This window comes from Pseudomonas sp. C9 (genome assembly GCF_002000165.1).
GTDB lineage: Bacteria > Pseudomonadota > Gammaproteobacteria > Pseudomonadales > Pseudomonadaceae > Aquipseudomonas.
In genome coordinates this window covers 2,690,408-2,708,360 of sequence record NZ_MPAK01000001.1, presented here as the reverse complement: position 1 = coordinate 2,708,360, position 17,953 = coordinate 2,690,408, and the positions used below count along the sequence as shown (strand labels likewise).

At 57.0% G+C, this 17,953-nt stretch carries 16 protein-coding genes; 9 read left to right on the top strand and 7 right to left on the bottom strand.

Annotation, left to right across the window (positions count from 1 at the left end; all coding sequences use genetic code 11):
- Nucleotides 1–7 precede the first annotated feature (7 nt).
- Nucleotides 8–388: a RidA family protein gene (locus tag BMS17_RS12620; RefSeq protein ID WP_003229509.1), complete on the top strand. Its 381-nt coding sequence runs from the start codon at nt 8–10 to the stop codon at nt 386–388.
- A gap of 56 nt (nt 389–444) precedes the next feature.
- Entirely contained in the window at nt 445–1,185 is a 741-nt protein-coding gene (locus tag BMS17_RS12615) for a hypothetical protein (protein WP_046030692.1), read from the top strand.
- Between the two features lie 130 nt (nt 1,186–1,315).
- Here BMS17_RS12615 and BMS17_RS12610 read toward each other — a convergent pair whose 3' ends face one another.
- The gene (locus BMS17_RS12610; protein ID WP_077431032.1) at nt 1,316–2,173 is read right to left on the bottom strand and encodes an SDR family oxidoreductase; all 858 of its coding nucleotides are present in this window, start codon (nt 2,171–2,173) and stop codon (nt 1,316–1,318) included.
- 190 nt (nt 2,174–2,363) lie between these two features.
- Between BMS17_RS12610 and exbB the strand changes: the two genes are divergently transcribed.
- From exbB to BMS17_RS12580, 6 genes are all read left to right on the top strand, one after another.
- Nucleotides 2,364–3,332 (top strand): tonB-system energizer ExbB, encoded by a 969-nt coding sequence (gene exbB, locus BMS17_RS12605; protein ID WP_046030694.1) that lies wholly within the window; start codon nt 2,364–2,366, stop codon nt 3,330–3,332.
- A gap of 6 nt (nt 3,333–3,338) precedes the next feature.
- Nucleotides 3,339–3,767, top strand: coding sequence for a TonB system transport protein ExbD (exbD, locus tag BMS17_RS12600; protein WP_077431031.1), 429 nt, complete (start codon nt 3,339–3,341; stop codon nt 3,765–3,767).
- Nucleotides 3,764–4,513 carry an energy transducer TonB gene (locus BMS17_RS12595; RefSeq protein WP_077431030.1) on the top strand — a complete coding sequence of 250 codons (750 nt, stop codon included), beginning with the start codon at nt 3,764–3,766 and terminating at the stop codon, nt 4,511–4,513. Before exbD ends, BMS17_RS12595 begins: the two co-directional genes overlap by 4 nt.
- A gap of 286 nt (nt 4,514–4,799) precedes the next feature.
- A complete protein-coding gene (locus BMS17_RS12590) occupies nt 4,800–5,729 on the top strand; it encodes a hydrogen peroxide-inducible genes activator (RefSeq protein ID WP_077431029.1) in 930 nt (309 codons plus the stop codon).
- Nucleotides 5,730–5,738: 9 nt separating this feature from the next.
- Nucleotides 5,739–7,814, top strand: a complete 2,076-nt coding sequence (recG, locus tag BMS17_RS12585; RefSeq protein ID WP_046030697.1) for an ATP-dependent DNA helicase RecG — start codon at nt 5,739–5,741, stop codon at nt 7,812–7,814.
- A gap of 78 nt (nt 7,815–7,892) precedes the next feature.
- Nucleotides 7,893–9,293 (top strand): aminoacyl-tRNA deacylase and HDOD domain-containing protein, encoded by a 1,401-nt coding sequence (locus tag BMS17_RS12580; protein ID WP_077431028.1) that lies wholly within the window; start codon nt 7,893–7,895, stop codon nt 9,291–9,293.
- Nucleotides 9,294–9,480: 187 nt separating this feature from the next.
- Here BMS17_RS12580 and BMS17_RS12575 read toward each other — a convergent pair whose 3' ends face one another.
- Nucleotides 9,481–9,870, bottom strand: coding sequence for a helicase (locus tag BMS17_RS12575; RefSeq protein ID WP_077431027.1), 390 nt, complete (start codon nt 9,868–9,870; stop codon nt 9,481–9,483).
- A 487-nt stretch (nt 9,871–10,357) separates the two neighbouring features.
- Here BMS17_RS12575 and BMS17_RS12570 point away from each other — a divergent pair, with 487 nt between their 5' ends.
- Nucleotides 10,358–10,741 (top strand): DUF6124 family protein, encoded by a 384-nt coding sequence (locus BMS17_RS12570; protein WP_077431026.1) that lies wholly within the window; start codon nt 10,358–10,360, stop codon nt 10,739–10,741.
- 69 nt (nt 10,742–10,810) lie between these two features.
- On the opposite strand, the gene BMS17_RS12565 is transcribed toward BMS17_RS12570, so the two are convergent.
- The 5 genes from BMS17_RS12565 to tssI form a co-directional block, all read right to left on the bottom strand.
- Entirely contained in the window at nt 10,811–12,178 is a 1,368-nt protein-coding gene (locus BMS17_RS12565; RefSeq protein WP_371916725.1) for a lysozyme inhibitor LprI family protein, read from the bottom strand.
- Nucleotides 12,179–12,227: 49 nt separating this feature from the next.
- Nucleotides 12,228–12,959: a lysozyme inhibitor LprI family protein gene (locus tag BMS17_RS12560; RefSeq protein ID WP_046030701.1), complete on the bottom strand. Its 732-nt coding sequence runs from the start codon at nt 12,957–12,959 to the stop codon at nt 12,228–12,230.
- Between the two features lie 263 nt (nt 12,960–13,222).
- Nucleotides 13,223–13,729, bottom strand: a complete 507-nt coding sequence (locus BMS17_RS12555; protein WP_046030703.1) for a hypothetical protein — start codon at nt 13,727–13,729, stop codon at nt 13,223–13,225.
- A 2-nt stretch (nt 13,730–13,731) separates the two neighbouring features.
- Entirely contained in the window at nt 13,732–15,489 is a 1,758-nt protein-coding gene (locus BMS17_RS29785) for a peptidoglycan-binding protein (RefSeq protein ID WP_139348085.1), read from the bottom strand.
- 11 nt (nt 15,490–15,500) lie between these two features.
- Nucleotides 15,501–17,936 (bottom strand): type VI secretion system tip protein TssI/VgrG, encoded by a 2,436-nt coding sequence (gene tssI, locus BMS17_RS12545; RefSeq protein WP_077431024.1) that lies wholly within the window; start codon nt 17,934–17,936, stop codon nt 15,501–15,503.
- Nucleotides 17,937–17,953 lie beyond the last annotated feature (17 nt).

Here is a 17,953-nt window from a genome sequence, read left to right as displayed (position 1 = left end):
GTCATTCATGACCAAGACTGTTATCACCAGCGACAAGGCCCCGGCCGCCATCGGTACTTACTCCCAGGCGATCAAGGCTGGCAACACTGTTTACATGTCGGGTCAAATTCCTCTGGACCCAAAAACCATGGAACTGGTTGAAGGCTTCGAAGCCCAGACCGTCCAGGTGTTCGAGAACCTCAAGGCCGTGGCCGAAGCGGCTGGCGGTTCGTTCAAGGACATCGTCAAACTGAACATCTTCCTCACCGACCTGAGCCACTTCGCCAAGGTCAACGAGATCATGGGCAAGTACTTTGACCAGCCTTACCCTGCCCGCGCCGCCATCGGCGTGGCTGCCCTGCCAAAGGGTTCGCAGGTTGAGATGGACGCCATTCTGGTCATCGAGTAATACGCACGGCGCAGCCCCAAAAGGCTGCGCCGATCTTGTTTTGAAAGGATTCCACCATGCGCCAAGCGCTAGCTCTCTCGCTGGTCGCCCTACTCTTGGGCGGTTGTGCCAGCAACCCTGCCGACCGTGACGTCAGCGGCACCTGGATCAATCAGGTGGCGATCGACGCTGCAGCCAAAGGCGGCCCCCTGCGTGAAGCGCTCCAGGCCTATGGCCCGAACCTGGAATGGGACATCAACACCAAGGCCGGACAGGCCCGCTACACCAACGGATTTGAAAATGTCGAAGGCAAGCTGCTGGGCGAACAGTCCGGCGCCTGGAAAGTCGACTTTTATGGCAGCTCCGCCAGCGAGCTGAAGCGTGACGGCAAGCGACTGAGCCAGATCGCCAGTGACAATGAGCCTGCGCAAGTCTTCGACCGCGCGCAGATTCAGGTTCCGGAGGGCGCACCGATTGGCGCGAGCTTCGAACGTTCGCTGTACTCGGCCTACATGGGCGGCAGCTGGAAAATCGTCAGCGGCCCCGGCGAAGGCAATACCGTGCAATTCCAGGCGGACGGCCAGGTTGCCGGCCTGCCCGGCGCAGACCGCTATGCCCTGTGCCTGGCCGGTGATTGCGCGTCGATGAGCGGCGGCAACGACAATATCTGGTTGCAGTTGAACGGTCAGGGCAATACCTGGATCTTCGCTCGCAAGGGTGACGAACTGGAGATTTTCCAGACGATGAACGCGGCACAGGCGGACGAGATGCCTTCGTTCACGCCGGGTGATCGCAAGTGGGTGCTGGAAAAGCAGTAACCCGGATCTGAAGCCAAAAGATAACCCTGTGGGAGCGGGCTTGCCCGCGATGAGGTCATAACATTCAACATCCAGGTTGACTGTTACGCCGCCATCGCGGGCAAGCCCGCTCCCACAGTTGTATGTGGCGTTAGCCCTGGCCCTCAAGGATCGCGGCATAACCCTCGCGATAACTCGGATACTTCGGCGTCCAGCCCAACGTCTTCGCCCGGGCGTTGCTGCAACGCTTGCTGCCGGTGCGGCGCACGCTGGCGTCTTCTGCCCATTCGGTCACACCCAGATATTCGCGCAACCAGCCCACCACATCCGCCAGCGCTGCCGGCGCATCGTCGACGCCGATGTACACATCATCCAGCGCCACGCCGCGGTGGTCCGCTTCAAGCAGACACGCCAGCAGCCCGGCTGCGTCGTCGGCATGGATGCGGTTGGCGTACAACGGCGGCTCGGTCACCACGCGATAACCGCGGCGAACCTGAGTCAGCAACCATTCACGGCCCGGGCCGTAGATGCCGGTCAAGCGCACGATACTGGCCGGGATGCCACTGTTCAGGGCCACTTGCTCGGCTTCAAGCATCACCTGCCCGGAATAGCCGACCGCTGCAGCTGGCGAAGTCTCATCGATCCATTCACCTTGCTGCTGGCCGTACACACTGCTGCTGGATACGAACAACAGGCGTTTAGGTGCCTGCCCATAGTCGTCCAGCCACTCCAGCACATGCTTCAAACCCTGGACATAAGCGGCGCGGTAACCGGCTTCATCGTGATCGGTCGCAGCCGCGCAATACACCAGGTAATCCACCGCACCGATTGGCCAGGTCGCGGGGCAATCCTTGTTGAACAAGTCGCCGGCCACGCCAATCACACCCTCGGGCAAGCGCGAGACATCACGCCGCAAGCCGTGAACCTCCCACCCCGAAACCAGCAGTTGGGTGGCCAAGCGGCTGCCGACATCACCGCAACCGGCGATCAGAACAGAGGGTGCGGACATCAGAAAACTCCCATCGGAAAGCCACAGACTACCGCCGGTACAGGACGAGCGGCTAGCAATGCAGGAAAAAAAGAGACTCTATTACTTTTGTTAACAAGAATTACTTGCAATAATGCACGCCACTTTTGTTCTCGGCCCCTCGAGGCCTGGAAGAACACTCACCGTCTTTATTCTCTCAGGTCCGGCCAGCATGACACGCAATCAATTCCCCGCTTCGCCAACCAAACGCCCTCGCGCCTGGAGTGCAGTGGCCGCTCTGTTGCTGAGCGTGATGCTGGCGCCGACCGCCGCCTTCGCTGATGCACAAGCGCCAGCCACTCCGGCCGCCGCCGTAGCCCCCGCGCCAGCCGATCACGCAGCCCCGGCCGCCACTCCTGCCGCGACCGATCCGGTTCAAGCTGTCGATGCAGCAGACGTTCCTGAAGTGCTCGAAGCCGACAACACCCTGGGCATGGCCCACGACCTGTCGCCATGGGGCATGTACCAGAACGCCGACATCATCGTAAAAATCGTGATGATCGGCCTGGCCATTGCCTCGATCATCACCTGGACGATCTGGATCGCCAAGGGCCTGGAGCTGATGGGCGCCAAGCGTCGTCTGCGCACCGAAATCGTCCACCTGAAAAAAGCCACCACGCTCAGAGAAGCCAGCGCTTCGGCGACCAAGGAAGGCACCCTCGCCAACCTGCTGGTCCACGACGCCCTGGAAGAAATGCGCCTGTCGGTCAACAGCCGCGAGAAAGAAGGCATCAAGGAACGCGTTGCCTTCCGTCTCGAGCGCCTGGTGGCCGCCTGCGGTCGCAACATGAGCAGCGGCACCGGCGTCCTCGCCACCATCGGTTCCACCGCGCCGTTCGTGGGTCTGTTCGGTACCGTGTGGGGCATCATGAACAGCTTCATCGGCATCGCCAAAACCCAGACCACCAACCTCGCTGTTGTGGCTCCCGGCATCGCCGAAGCCCTGCTGGCGACCGCGCTGGGCCTGGTTGCCGCGATCCCGGCCGTTGTCATCTACAACGTCTTCGCCCGCTCCATCGCCGGTTACAAGGCCCAAGTGTCCGATGCCTCGGCTGAAGTCCTGCTGCTGGTCAGCCGCGACCTCGATCACCTGCCGACCACCGAGCGTTCCACGCAACCGCACATGGTCAAAGTAGGGTAATCAGCCATGGGCTTGCATTTGAAAGAAGGCGCAGACGACGATCTGGCCGAGAACCACGAAATCAACGTCACGCCGTTTATCGACGTGATGCTGGTGCTGTTGATCATCTTCATGGTGGCAGCACCGCTGGCCACCGTGGACATCAAGGTTGACCTGCCCGCCTCCACCGCCAAGCCGGCGCCACGGCCGGAGAAGCCGGTATTCCTGAGCGTCAAGGCTGACCAGCGCCTGTTCCTCGGCGAAAACGAAGTGAAGGCCGAGGCACTCGGCGCCACACTCGACGCCAAGACCAAGGGCAAGAAAGACACGACGATCTTCTTCCAGGCCGATAAAGGCGTGGATTACGGCGACCTGATGAGCGTGATGGACAACCTGCGTTCAGCCGGTTACCTGAAGGTAGGCCTGGTCGGGCTTGAGTCGGCAGTCAAGAAATGACCACGACGCGCCATAAGCTGACGCGTTACAGCGGTAGCCTGGCCGTGGTGCTGGGCGTTCACGCACTGGCCATCGCGCTGGCGCTGAACTGGACGTCGCGCCCGCCGATCCAATTGCCGCCGCAGGCAATGCTGGTCGAGTTGGCACCGGTCCCGGCACCGCCACCGCCTGCACCGCCCAAGGTCGTCACACCGCCACAGCCACCGGCCCCGGTGGAAGAGCTGCCGATCCCGAAGCTCGCTGAAGCGCCGAAGGCCGAGATTGCCGTGCCCAAGCCGGTCAAACCCAAGCCCAAGCCGCAACCGCCCAAGCCTGTGGAGAAAAAGCCGGAGCCGCCGAAGGAAAAACCGTCCGAGGAAAAACCGAGCGACGCGCAGCCGACCCAGGCACCGACCGAGAAATCCGCACAACCGGCACCGGGTCCATCGCCCGCACAGCAGGCTGCCAAAGCCAGCTGGGAAGGCACTTTGCTTGCTCACCTGGGCAAGTACAAAAAGTACCCGGCCAGTGCGCAGCAGCGGGGCAAGGAAGGCACCAACCGTCTGCGCTTCGTCGTGGATGGTGAAGGCAACGTGTTGTCGTTCGAACTGGTGGGTCGCTCCGGTACTGCCGATCTGGACCGGGCGACCCTGGAAATGATCCGCCGCGCCCAACCGCTGCCCAAGCCACCGGCCGACATGCTCACCAACGGCACCATCGAAATCACGGCACCGTTCCTGTACTCGCTGGAAAAACGCCGACGTTAAGATGTAATACAAAACACTGTGGGAGCGGGCTTGCCCGCGATAGCGATGTAACAGTCAACAACGATGTTGGATGTGATGGCCTCATCGCGGGCAAGCCCGCTCCCACAGGGTCATCCTTACTTCAAAGATCCGCGATCTCAGCATAGAGGCACCCGAAAGGTGCCTTTTGCGTATCTGCCAGCGGCAAACCTGCATTACCCGGTGTCACTCAACACACTCACTCTGATAACGTGCGTCTATCGATTGCAGCCGTTATGCTTGGCGCGCAACTTCATGGACGCTTGCTATGACTCTCACAGAATTACGCTACATCGTTACCCTCGCCCAAGAGCAGCATTTCGGCCACGCGGCCGAGCGTTGCCACGTCAGTCAGCCGACCCTGTCGGTGGGCGTGAAAAAGCTTGAAGACGAACTCGGTGTGCTGATTTTCGAGCGCAGCAAGAGCGCCGTGCGCCTGACCCCGGTCGGCGAAGGCATCGTGGCCCAGGCGCAAAAAGTCCTGGAACAGGCCCAAGGCATCCGCGAACTGGCCCAGGCCGGCAAGAATCAGCTGACCGCCCCGCTGAAAGTCGGCGCCATCTACACCGTCGGCCCGTACCTGTTCCCGCACCTGATTCCGCAACTGCACCGGGTCGCCCCGCAGATGCCGTTGTACATCGAAGAAAACTTCACCCACGTGCTGCGCGACAAACTGCGCAACGGCGAGCTCGACGCGATCATCATCGCCCTGCCGTTCAACGAAGCCGACGTGCTGACCCTGCCGCTCTACGACGAACCGTTCTACGTCCTGATGCCGGCCCAGCACCCGTGGACACAAAAAGACTCCATCGACGCCAGCCTGCTCAACGACAAGAGCTTGCTGCTGCTCGGCGAAGGCCACTGCTTCCGCGATCAGGTACTGGAAGCCTGCCCGACCCTGACCAAAGGCAACGACGGCGCCAAGCACACCACGGTGGAATCCAGCTCTCTGGAAACCATCCGCCACATGGTCGCGTCCGGCCTCGGCATCTCGATCCTGCCGCTGTCGGCCGTCGATAGCCATCACTACGCCCCCGGCGTGATCGAAGTGCGCCCACTGACGCCGCCGGTGCCGTTCCGCACCGTGGCCATCGCCTGGCGCGCCAGCTTCCCGCGTCCGAAGGCGATTGAAATCCTCGCTGACTCCATTCGCCTGTGCTCGGTGGCCAAGCCGTCCGTGCCGGTGGTGGCGGCGTAAGTTGCTGTCATGACCGAGTTGTCGCAAGTGTCGGTGACGGCACTCAAGGGTGTCGGCGAGGCCATGGCCGAGAAGCTGGCCAAGGTCGGCCTGGAGAATCTTCAGGACGTGCTGTTTCACCTGCCCCTGCGCTATCAGGACCGCACCCGTGTGGTCCCGATCGGCCATTTGCGACCGGGGCAAGACGCCGTGATCGAAGGCACCGTCAGCGGCGCCGACGTGGTCATGGGCCGTCGCCGCAGTCTCGTTGTACGCCTGCAGGACGGCACCGGCGGGCTCAGCCTGCGCTTCTACCATTTCAGCAACGCACAGAAAGAAGGCCTCAAACGCGGCACGCGGATTCGCTGCTACGGCGAAGCCCGGCCCGGCGCTTCGGGACTGGAAATCTACCACCCGGAATACCGCGCCATTACCGGCGACGAACCGCCGCCGGTGGATGAAACCCTGACCCCGGTGTATCCGCTCACCGAAGGCCTGACCCAACAGCGTTTGCGCCAACTGTGCATGCAAACCCTGACAATGCTCGGCCCGACCAGCCTGCCCGACTGGCTGCCAACCGAACTGGCGCGGGACTATCAACTCGCGCCGCTGGCCGACGCAATCCGCTACCTGCATCACCCGCCCGCCGATGCCGACGTCGACGAACTCGCCCTCGGTCATCACTGGGCGCAGCACCGTCTGGCCTTCGAAGAACTGCTGACCCATCAACTGTCCCAGCAACGGTTGCGCGAGAGCATGCGCTCCCTGCGCGCACCCGCCATGCCGAAAGCCACGACGCTGCCGGCCAAGTACCTGGCCAATCTGGGTTTCGCACCCACCGGCGCACAGCAACGAGTCGGCAACGAAATCGCTTACGACCTGAGCCAGCACGAACCGATGCTGCGCCTGATTCAGGGCGACGTCGGCGCGGGCAAAACCGTGGTCGCCGCCCTCGCCGCGCTTCAGGCGTTGGAAGCCGGTTATCAAGTCGCATTGATGGCACCCACCGAAATCCTCGCCGAGCAGCACTTCATCACCTTCAAGCGCTGGCTCGAACCGCTGGGCATTGAAGTCGCGTGGCTGGCCGGCAAGCTCAAGGGCAAGAACCGCGTCGCCGCGCTGGAACAGATCGCCAGCGGCACGCCGATGGTGGTCGGTACCCACGCGCTGTTCCAGGACGAAGTGCAGTTCAAGAACCTCGCGCTGGTGATCATCGACGAACAGCACCGCTTCGGCGTGCAGCAGCGTCTGGCGTTGCGGCAGAAAGGTGTCGGTGGGCGCATGTGTCCACATCAGCTGATCATGACCGCCACGCCGATTCCTCGGACGCTGGCCATGAGTGCCTACGCCGACCTCGACACCTCGATCCTCGACGAACTGCCGCCCGGTCGAACGCCGGTCAACACCGTGTTGATCACCGACACCCGGCGCGTTGAAGTCATCGAACGGGTGCGCGGTGCCTGCGCTGAAGGGCGCCAGGCCTATTGGGTGTGCACGCTGATTGAAGAATCGGAAGAGCTGACCTGTCAGGCCGCCGAAACCACTTACGAAGACCTCACCGCCGCCCTCGGCGAGTTGAAGGTCGGGCTGATCCACGGCCGCATGAAGCCGGTGGAAAAAGCCGCCGTGATGGCCGAATTCAAGGCCGGCAACCTGCAACTGCTGGTCGCCACCACCGTGATCGAAGTCGGCGTCGACGTCCCGAACGCCAGCCTGATGATCATCGAAAACCCCGAGCGCCTCGGCCTCGCGCAATTGCACCAATTGCGCGGCCGTGTCGGTCGAGGCAGCGCCGCCAGCCATTGCGTGCTGCTCTACCATCCGCCGCTGTCGCAAATCGGTCGTCAGCGCCTCGGTATCATGCGTGAAACCAACGACGGTTTTGTCATCGCCGAAAAAGACCTCGAACTGCGCGGCCCCGGCGAAATGCTCGGCACGCGCCAGACCGGCCTGCTGCAATTCAAGGTCGCCGACCTGATGCGCGACGCCGATCTATTGCCCGCCGTGCGCGACGCCGCCCAGGCATTGCTGGAGCGCTGGCCGGACCACGTCAGCCCGCTGCTCGACCGCTGGTTGCGCCATGGGCAGCAATACGGCCAAGTGTGAGCACCGTCGCAGTTTGTGGACGATGCTTTTAAACAAGCTGGTTATACTCCTGCGATTGTTTGAATACGGATACAGACCATGACTGAAGCTGCCCTCGCCCCAGAACCCCTGCACGCTCCGTCTGTTATTCGGTTGCTGCTGGGCAAATTGGGGATTGCCTACGAAGAAGTGCTGGACCACCACGGCCTGAACGCCTCGCGCAAAGTACAAGCCGTGTTGCTGGATGACGCCGTTGGCGCGCTGATGGTGCTGTTCCCGCAAAGCCAATTGCTGGACCTCAATCGCCTCGCCGAACTGACCGGCCGCCGCCTCACTGCCGTGCCCACCGAACGCCTGGTGAAGATGCTCGGCAAACACAGCCTCAGCCTGCTGCCCGGTCTGCCGGCGCTGACCAGTTCGCCGTGCCTGTACGAAGAAAGCCTGCTGCGCGAACCGAAGTTGCTGATCAACTCGGGCGAGCCGGGCCTGCTGCTGGAAATCACCAGCGAAGATTTCAAGACCATGCTGACCAAGGCCAGCGCCGCCAACTTCGGCGAGAACCTGACCAGCATCCGCCCCAACCTCGACCGCCCCGACGATGACCGCAAGGAAATCACCCAGGCCGTTCAAGTGTTCACCGCACGACGCATCCAGCAACGCCTGGAAGAGACCATCGAGATTCCGCCGCTGGCCGAGACCGCGCAGAAAATCATCAAGCTGCGCGTCGACCCCAACGCCACCATCGACGACATCACCGGCGTCGTCGAAACCGACCCGGCGCTGGCGGCACAAGTCGTCAGCTGGGCCGCGTCGCCGTACTACGCCTCGCCGGGCAAGATTCGTTCGGTGGAAGATGCGATCGTGCGGGTCCTGGGTTTCGACCTGGTGATCAACCTCGCACTGGGCCTGGCCCTGGGCAAAACCCTGAGCCTGCCCAAAGACCACCCGCAACACGCCACGCCGTACTGGCAGCAGTCAATCTACACCGCCGCCGTCATCGAAGGCCTGACCCGCGCCATGCCGCGCGCCCAGCGCCCGGAAGCCGGCCTGACCTACCTCGCCGGCCTGCTGCATAACTTCGGCTACTTGCTGCTGGCCCACGTCTTCCCGCCGCACTTCTCGCTGATCTGCCGCCACTTGGAAGTCAACCAGCACCTGTGCCACAGCTATGTCGAGCAACACCTGCTGGGCATCAGCCGCGAACAGATCGGCTCATGGCTGATGCGCTACTGGGACATGCCCGAAGAACTCGCCACCGCCCTGCGCTTCCAACACGACCCGCACTACGACGGCGACTACGCCGAATACCCGAACCTCGTCTGCCTGGCCGTGCGCCTGCTGCGCGGTCGCGGCATCGGCTCCGGCCCGGATGAAGACATCCCCGACGCCCTGCTCGAACGCGTCGGCCTGAGCCGCGACAAGGCTAATGACGTGGTCACCAAAGTGCTTGAAGCCGAAGTCCTGCTGCGCGAACTGGCTTCGCAATTCAGCCAGGCCTAAAAGCATCGCGGGCAAGCCCGCTCCCACAGGATTGAGGTGATCCCTGTGGGAGCGGGCTTGCCCGCGATGAATCCCCCGCCGATCCAACTGAATCACCACAGGGTCAAACACTCAACTCTTGATCGTTCCCACGCTCTGCGTGGTAACGCATCCCGTGACGCTCTGCGTCACAGCCCCAACCCAACACTCAAGCCTTCGCCTTGGCTTTAGCCTTCCTAGGCTTCAAATACTTGGTCAGCCCCTGAAACCACATCACCAACGCCGGGTTGCCCTTGATCTGAATCGACTTGTCCTGAATCCCCGTCATAAACGCCAACTGCTTGTTCTTCGCCTGCATCGTGGCAAAGCCATACGCCGCATCTTTAAACGCAATCGCAAACGCCGGCTCGGCATACACACCCGATTTGCTGGTAATCCGCTGGTCCTTCACAAAGAAATGCCGCGCCACCTTCCCGTCCTGGGTCTGTAGCTGAAACACCAGTTCCTTGTCACCCAACTGCTGCTGAAACGCAGGATTAGTCCGGCTGGCCTTACCCATCAACAAACCCAGCATCCACAGAAGAAAACGAAATTTCATGCGCACAGCCTCATGAGAAAAGTGAACGGCCGGCGCAGTGTAGCGGCTTCAGACGATAACGACAGCATCGCGATACGTTAGAAGAAGATGACGCGCTTTTTGACGCTGATGACTACCAAGTCATTGACGAAACGTGTGTGTTTAAAAGCGTGGAAGATTTGGTGTTTCTACGCTCGACGCTATCGGACGTTTCCTTCAACACGCGGGGGTGTTCGTGAACTAGGCAGCGTTGCGCTCGGCCGATAGTCTTTGTTGGTCGCCGCAAAATCGGTGATACGGACGTGCAAGTCCGAATCCAGGTGCGCAATTGCTTATGGCTATTCGTCGAGCGTTTTCCTATGCTCGCGGATCGTTATGGCAGCTGTGCGTCGGAGACCTTCGGGTCTGCCGGTTCCTGGATCGGTCTTGCACACCAACGCACAGCTGCCACCACTTTCGAAGTGCAAAGCGAAACGGTGTCAGTCTCTTAATTCCAGGAGCTACATCAATGATCAAGCCAACACCAAATCCACCAGAACACGAAGACACATCCCCCTACGAATCTCTCGATTCGAAGAAACTCCACGAAGCCGCCGAACGCGCCCTCAACCACCATTTCGCCCCGCCGCCCAGCGAGAAGCCCAAGCCGCGCAAAGGCAACCTCTTCACCGTCTCCCCCGACATCGACACCGAAGCCCTCCTGGCCAACGCCTCGGAAGACCTGCTGTCCATCAGCGCCATCGCCGCCAACCTGGCCGACGATGTGGAAGGCACGCTGCGCTCCGTAGCACTGGCGATCAGCAGAATGTCGGATGGGGTTCGGTTGTTGGTGGAGCGAGCGCTGGATCATATTGATACGCCGAATCCGGCGGTGCCTCGGACGAAGGTGTAGCAACTTCGCGAATAGAGAACGGGGGCTTCGCGCCCCCCTTCTTCAACGTTTATATCTGCACAGCGAAATTCACAGGCAGTGGCTGGCCTTTATGTCTGAGCCTTGCGAAACCAAGCGCTTCACACCGTCGCTACCCTGCGGGCTACCTTTGTCGGCTGACAGCTGATAACAGGCCAACGCCCGGGACATATCTGTCGTTCCCAACTGACCACTCTCAAAAGAAAAACCCAGATAATTCATCGCATCTGTGGAGCCCATGGAAACCGCACGAAAAACTTCTCTTTCCGCCTGCTCGGGATGCAAGCAAGGGCCGTCATAGTCGGTGGAGTTACCGTTACAGTAATACGTGGCATAACCCAGCGCCCCGTCCGGCAGCGTCGTCGCTGCCGCTTTAAACAACGCCTCAACCTTGCTGGTTTCTAGCTGAGGAGCCATCTGCGAAAGACTCAATCTTGCCGCCGACAAACTCGCCTGTGGATCACCCGACTCGGCAGCACAAACATAGTTTTCCAAGGACGCTTCAATCAACTCCTTAGTGAGGCGGTATTGCTCAAGAAACCCTAACCCACCCAAGCCCTCAGCACGTTGATAACAGACGTTCTCGACACGGCTCATTCCGGGTCTACCGGATGCGACAAGCTCCTTCTCGCTGATCGACCAATCCTCAATCCCCACCAGCGACCAGCACGACTTTTTAGCAAAGTTAAAAATCTTGATGTTGCTGTTACCGGCCCGTTTATCCACAACGTTCATGTGAGTGTCATCGACTGTTTCGATCTCAACCCCTTCAGTTGTGCCTTCCATCGCGGCCATCAACGGAAACGCCAAACTGGAGCCTGTTTCCGCAGTGATTTGCGGTTCAAATCGACCTGGATCTGAGGTACGTTTCAACACCAATATTTTCACCGCCAGTGCGGTTAGGCGCTTCTGGGACTCGGCATTGGCGGAAAATGCTGGCAGAAACTGCGCGAAGTCCGAGGATGGACACGAAGCACTTCCCCCGCCCCCACCGCCTGAACGGCCCACAGTCTCAGGCGCAATCCCGTCCAAATAAGCCGAACGCTCCCGACTCATTTTTGCAATGCAATTGTTCACAACCGCCACATGAGCAGGCTTGCCTGAATCAATCTGGAACGCCTCTACGGTGCAATTCGTATCCCGTAATTTGATCCACGCACGCTGGGATTCCTTTACCTGCGTCGAATACTCCGCCCCTAATTTCGGATTAACTGAATATTGAGATTCAAGCCTTGCCATCAGTTGGTGATAACTCGTATTCAGCTGAGAATCGGCGGAATTCTTTGCAGCCTCGGAACAGGGGGCAACCTGCGAGCTAGATCTGATTTCACTGCAGTCGTCTTGGGCTAATGCGGCTGAAACCGGCAGTAGCACTAACGCGATTAGCACGCTGTTTAATCCTAAAACAATGCGTTTCACTTTCTTCAATCCTTGATTATGGAACATACTGTTTTTAAGTTTATTTCAGCTACTTTGATGGCGGAGCAACCGCGATTTGCCTGGCACGATCTAGGGTCAGACGAATCAAGCAACTAGCAGATTGCTCACCATATATAGACTTTACGCACTCGAGATCCCGGAGTTTCATCCAGGCTCGTTGAACCTCACGAAACGCGGTTCTTTTTTCGTCACTTAAACGATTAGCCTTATCATGGTAAGCCGAATTAAGCAGCGCATCCGCATCCGCCAAAACCAACTGATAAATTTCGCTCTCTTGCACTATTTTGACCTGAGGTAAACTTTGGGGTAGATCTGCATCCCAGTTATTCAATCCATTATTATCATCAACTCTTAGTTTGACCGTTTTATTATCAAACCACCCATATTGATTTTTTGTCTGATCCGTCTTGTAAAGCAACTCAATATAAATTGGGTCGCTTCCCCGCTGTGGATCGTTTAGCAGAGTCTGCTTTAGAACACTGACATTTCCATTTCCCTCATCCAGTTCGAAAGAAAAGCAAGGGTTTGGCCCAGGCTGAGCAGCTGACTTGTTAGCACGCATACAGTCCAATCGAGTAGAGCCGTTAGGCTCATTACTTCCCGTTTCTACATCTTGAATTCTAATTAGAAGTCTCAGGTTAGGAACCGCAGAATAGTCGGCTTGTAATATCTTCGCGGAATAAAACGGTTCTGCTTGAACGGTAGCGACGCTGGATACAAAAAACGCTGAACATGCCAAGAAAATTATATTTTTAATCATAGATAGCTAATTCCATTTAAACATAGAAGAAAACAGGACAAATCAAACGACCAAATCCACCCTATTTAATCAACTGAAAAGTTCACGAACCATTTACAAATAAGCAAGGCTGGCTGTAGCCACAAACAAATCCATCACGTTCTCTATAGTTCCAACTATTTAGGCGTATTGTCCGTATAATATGTTTTTGCTGAAATGGGACAGACTTATTTATCGACGGCGAAACCACCTAATAATTAAACCCACCCCACTTCTCAACTATCTTACTCGGACTCACCCTCATACTTTTTCGATTCCGGATTAAAGCTCCACTTATGGGGAGTGGTTAAAGCATCTTTTCCCTTATAACGAACATTCCCATCACCATCTCTCTGATAGGAGTAAACTTGTATATCTTTGAAACCACTAATAGTTTCAGGAGATTTGTCTAACACCTCTACCTTAGCAAAATAGTCGCCACCCACAAACTTCAAATAACCTTTACACTGAATTAGAAAGCCGTATGTTTTATCTTTGCTAGAGCCCTCACTACCATAGGAAGTAAAGATAAAATCTTTTATGCCATCGCCGTTGAGATCACCGTTGTAAACTACTTCTCCTTCTTGAACTGAAAATTTATCGCCACTCAGCCTCGATAACGTGTCGATCGAATCCCCGTCTTCGGACCATTGTGAAATAAAGTGCTTCGCCCCCCCAGACGCATCACAAACATCTACAGTGGCGGCGCTAGCCAAAGGAGAAAACACCAGAAAAGCAAAAATGTATTTCATAGTTAAACTTCCAAGACAAAGGTATTTCTACCAGTTCTAACCGAGCCCTGAGGCTGAGTTGCACCGAAAGCGATACTTGTGGTAATCGTCGAGTTGATAGCAGCAGCAGCCGACAACAATTTTTCTGTCAGCGCCACCTCATGCGCGTCCCCCCAACTAGCCACCGCAGACTGCCAATTTACACCGGCTGTTCCATTTACCGCCTGCTGTACGATTGGCGTGATTTTCTCATAGTCATCATTTACGACATGAGATGGGCGATAGACATGCCACCTTAGAAGAATTGCTACCGATTTTTCCGAAGTAAAAACTTTACCTAAGGTACTGGTTACGGTCGCGGCTCCAACATGAAAAGTAATTTCTTTTTTCATGATATCTGCAACCCTGACCTTGGCCATCGACCACATAGTTGTTTTGTAATCTTGTAATGTTCTGCCGGCCATTCCCATTCTATAAAACCAGTGCCATGTTTTTAAGTAATGTGCTTCTTCTTTGGTTTTCAACAACTCGTCAAACTCTGTATCCGCATGACTTTGCTGGGCCTGAACAAAAGTGTCGTTTGTCAGCTTAACCCACCCGGAATAAGTCTTCAAATCATCCGCGTACAATCTGGAGTCGCCCCAATCATATATCGGATACAAGCCAAAATTTCCAAAAACTTTATTGAACGTCTCGTTGCTTTTATGCTTTAAATACGCAATAAATCCAACAAACTCCCCTTTCCCATACTTTCCATTGTTAAAAAGCCCCATAGTCCAGTGGCATGGCCCAGCGGAGATCAAAGCATTATCCCACGCGTTCAACACATCAAAACGTCCAAAGCATTCTGCCTCTGCTACCACTCGGATCGTGCGATATGTTGATAACGCAGGAGTATTAAGCTGTGAAGGATTGATTGCTGCGCCCGTTATATTTTTAACCGACATATCAGCTTCAGGGGACCAACTATGTGCCTTAGTAGCATTGGGTCCGCCAAAGCTACCTGACTGATAATATCCTACGGACTGATAATCAATTTGAGTTCGCTCGGCAGGAAACTCAAAACAATCTGAAAAATCTCTAACTAGAATTCTGGGCGCTCCGGGAGTGAAACTGTCATGAGCCCATATATTACAACCTGCCGGGGCCAAATTACTTCTTACACCCTGACTCATCGCCCATGCTTCAAACACAACTGGGCACCTGTAATCATTATCCAACCAATGTTCAATGGCTATTCTAGTCTTCTCGTTTACAACACCGCTTATTGGACCATCATACTTCACTGCGTTAACTACAGACTGGAGACTATCAACATAATAACTGGCAGGAGCAGTAGTAGAACCACTTACCGAGGGAGCTTTACCCGCTTTAGCTACAATGGCTGCAGAGCTATCAAAATATACGTCCAGGTTGTTTACTTTTACGGGCGCTCCTGATTGATCTAGCAAAAGTTGACCCTGCTTTTCTGGTCTAACACATGCCACCCGGTTCATAGATGCATATATTTGAAACTCTCTCACTGCCCAACTAGTGCGAATCCCAAATCCGCCATCCGGCTTACCAGCCACTGAAAATCCTAACGTAACGAGATCTTCTTGCAGCTTTCTCACATGTTCAGGAACAGCAAGTGCAGCACTACTGCCCAAAAATGCCGCTGCCGTCTCGGCGCTAACTACCGTTAACACTGGATTATCGTTGCCTCCCCATCGTGGAGGTGTGTTCTGCGCCGGTTTCCCATCGTGATCACCACGGCGGAGGTCAAAACTTCCATAAATCATCACTTACTCCCTCACGCAATGTGCTGCTCTTGCAGCCGTTTTATATCAGTGGCTGATAGATAATCTTTATCTGTTAACTCACAAGACCGATGAAAACAGCGGGCGGCATGTTTGGTTTTCGGACCGTTCTCGCCATCGATTTTCCCGTAATAAAAACCGAGATTCTTTAATCGTGATTGAAGCCCTTTAATATTCGAAGCATCTGATTGCGCGCTTAAATCGAGTTCCCAAGTCCACGGTTGCGATTCAGTTCCAAATGGGTAGAAAGTAAGCTTTCCCTTTTTTGCACTTGGCGGAACTGGTTGATCTACAAAGCCTTCAGCAGACGTCGTACCTTGATAAGTCACTCCATCGACTTCCAACACATATGGCTGTCCCGAAATACCTTTCTTCTCGTACGGGCGCTTCATTTGGATTCTGAAACTTTTCTTAGGTGCTTCTAACGGCGGCGGACTTGGCGCATTCCCCAACGCCTGATCCATCAAACTCCCCGCCTTATCCTTATCCGCCGCCCCCGGCAGCACCGGCGGCTTTATCCCAATCCCTGTCCCGCTCCCCGCCGAACCACCCGCATTAATCTTCACCACCGGCCCAACAACCGTCACCCCACCGGCATCCAGCTTGATAAAGCTCCCTCCCCCCAAAATGGTGAGTTCGCTGCCCGCCTCTATAACAATCTTCGCCCCAGCCTTCACATGTATCTCTTGCCCAACACTCGTCAGCTGCGCAGTCCCCAACTTCACATGCTGGTTCTGCCCAATCGTCAGGTGATCATCCAGCCGCGTTTCAACCTTGCGGTCGGCAACCGTGGTGCGATGTTCTTCGGCCTTGAGTTCGGTGTAGGTGTTCTTCACCACGGTGTCGTGGCGTTCGTTGCCGACGCGAATCTTCTGATCATGCTCAATGTTTTCATCCCAATCCCGCTGGGCATGAATAAAGATCTGCTCCGCTCCCTTCTTGTCTTCAATCCGCAATTCATTAAACCCACCGCCCCCCGGTGAGCTGAGGGTTTTGAACACGGTGCGGGTTTTGTTCGCCGGCAGTTCGTAGGGGACCTGGTTTTCCTTGTGGTACAGGCAACCCGTCACCAGCGGTTGGTCGGGGTCGCCTTCGAGGAAGGTGATCAGCACTTCCATACCAATGCGCGGGATGACAATGGCGCCGTAGCGGTCGCCGGCCCAGCTCGATGAAACGCGCATCCAGCAGCTGGTTTTGTCATCCGCCAACCCTTCGCGGTCCCAGTGGAATTGCACTTTGATGCGGCCGTATTGGTCGCAGTGGATTTCTTCACCTTTGGGGCCGGTGACCATGGCGGTCTGGCTGCCGAGGACGCGCGGTTTTGGGTGTTCCAGCGCGGGGCGGTAGAAGACGTTCCACGGGGTGGCGAGGAAGCGGTTGCGGTAGCCCTGGTGGAAGTCGTCTTTGTTGTCGGTGGTGTCGCTGGTCACCGATTCTTCGAGGACTTGCGGCTGTTTGCCTTCGTGGAAGATTTCGGTGAGCAGCCAGAGGTCGTTCCACTCGGTGCGCGGGTGGTCGGACATTTCCAGGAAGTGGCCGCTGATGAGCCGGGTCTGGTCGCCGTGGCCTTCGGCTTGCTGGTAGTCGGCGCGGTGGCGTTCCAGTGCTCGCTGGCTGAGGAACTTGCCGCGTGCGCGGTCGAGGAAGCGGCCGGGGTAGTCGTAGTCTTCCAGATCCGGTTCGGTGCTTTCGCCGTCGGGTTTATACGCCGCTTCGAGTTGCAGGCGCGGTTTTTCGAAGTCGTAGTCGCGACGTGTGGTGCGGCTGGTGCGGGTTTCCAGGCGCAGTTTGAAGCCTTTGATCACCGGTTCGTCGGCGACCATGCCGCTGCCTTGCACGTACGCCGTTGGCTGCCCGAGTTTCGGGAACACGGTCTGGTCGTCGCCGAACATCAGCAGGTGGGCTTTTGCGCTGTGCTGGAAGTGGTAGTGAATGCCTTCTTCTTCGCACAACCGCTGGACGAAGTGCAGGTCGGTTTCGTCGTACTGCACGCAGTAGTCGCGGTCCGGGCACGGCTGGCTCAGTTGGAAGCGGTAGGCGTTGCCTTTGATGCCGTGCTCTTCGAGGATCAGCGCGATGATTTTCGGCGCCGACATCTGCTGGTAGATGCGCTGGTTGGTGCGGTGATGCAGGTATTGCAGTTGCGGCACCAGGGACACTTTGTAGCGGGTCAGGCGCTTGCCGGTATCGCCTTGGGCGACGCGGTAGATCTGGCCGTGAATGCCGCTGCCTTGTGGATCAAGGGCCAGGAAGGCTTGCTTGTGCAGGAGCTTTTCCAGGTCCAGATCGGGGTTTTCGCTGACCAGTTCGAGGTCGAAGCGATACGGTTGGCTGATGCCTTCGGTGCCGGTGAACGACAGCACTTGCAGGTCGCCGACGTAGTCTTCAACGGTCAGGCTGAAATGCGTTTCGTTAGACGGGTTGAACATTGCTTGCTCCCTGTTCG

Bases quoted from the DNA above. Each gene is read 5' to 3' on its own strand.
- BMS17_RS12620 (WP_003229509.1), top strand. From the start codon at position 8: ATGACCAAGACTGTTATCACCAGCGACAAGGCCCCGGCCGCCATCGGT.
- BMS17_RS12615 (WP_046030692.1), top strand. From the start codon at position 445: ATGCGCCAAGCGCTAGCTCTCTCGCTGGTCGCCCTACTCTTGGGCGGT.
- BMS17_RS12610 (WP_077431032.1), bottom strand. From the start codon at position 2,173: ATGTCCGCACCCTCTGTTCTGATCGCCGGTTGCGGTGATGTCGGCAGC.
- exbB (WP_046030694.1), top strand. From the start codon at position 2,364: ATGACACGCAATCAATTCCCCGCTTCGCCAACCAAACGCCCTCGCGCC.
- exbD (WP_077431031.1), top strand. From the start codon at position 3,339: ATGGGCTTGCATTTGAAAGAAGGCGCAGACGACGATCTGGCCGAGAAC.
- BMS17_RS12595 (WP_077431030.1), top strand. From the start codon at position 3,764: ATGACCACGACGCGCCATAAGCTGACGCGTTACAGCGGTAGCCTGGCC.
- BMS17_RS12590 (WP_077431029.1), top strand. From the start codon at position 4,800: ATGACTCTCACAGAATTACGCTACATCGTTACCCTCGCCCAAGAGCAG.
- recG (WP_046030697.1), top strand. From the start codon at position 5,739: ATGACCGAGTTGTCGCAAGTGTCGGTGACGGCACTCAAGGGTGTCGGC.
- BMS17_RS12580 (WP_077431028.1), top strand. From the start codon at position 7,893: ATGACTGAAGCTGCCCTCGCCCCAGAACCCCTGCACGCTCCGTCTGTT.
- BMS17_RS12575 (WP_077431027.1), bottom strand. From the start codon at position 9,870: ATGAAATTTCGTTTTCTTCTGTGGATGCTGGGTTTGTTGATGGGTAAG.
- BMS17_RS12570 (WP_077431026.1), top strand. From the start codon at position 10,358: ATGATCAAGCCAACACCAAATCCACCAGAACACGAAGACACATCCCCC.
- BMS17_RS12560 (WP_046030701.1), bottom strand. From the start codon at position 12,959: ATGATTAAAAATATAATTTTCTTGGCATGTTCAGCGTTTTTTGTATCC.
- BMS17_RS12555 (WP_046030703.1), bottom strand. From the start codon at position 13,729: ATGAAATACATTTTTGCTTTTCTGGTGTTTTCTCCTTTGGCTAGCGCC.
- BMS17_RS29785 (WP_139348085.1), bottom strand. From the start codon at position 15,489: ATGATTTATGGAAGTTTTGACCTCCGCCGTGGTGATCACGATGGGAAA.
- tssI (WP_077431024.1), bottom strand. From the start codon at position 17,936: ATGTTCAACCCGTCTAACGAAACGCATTTCAGCCTGACCGTTGAAGAC.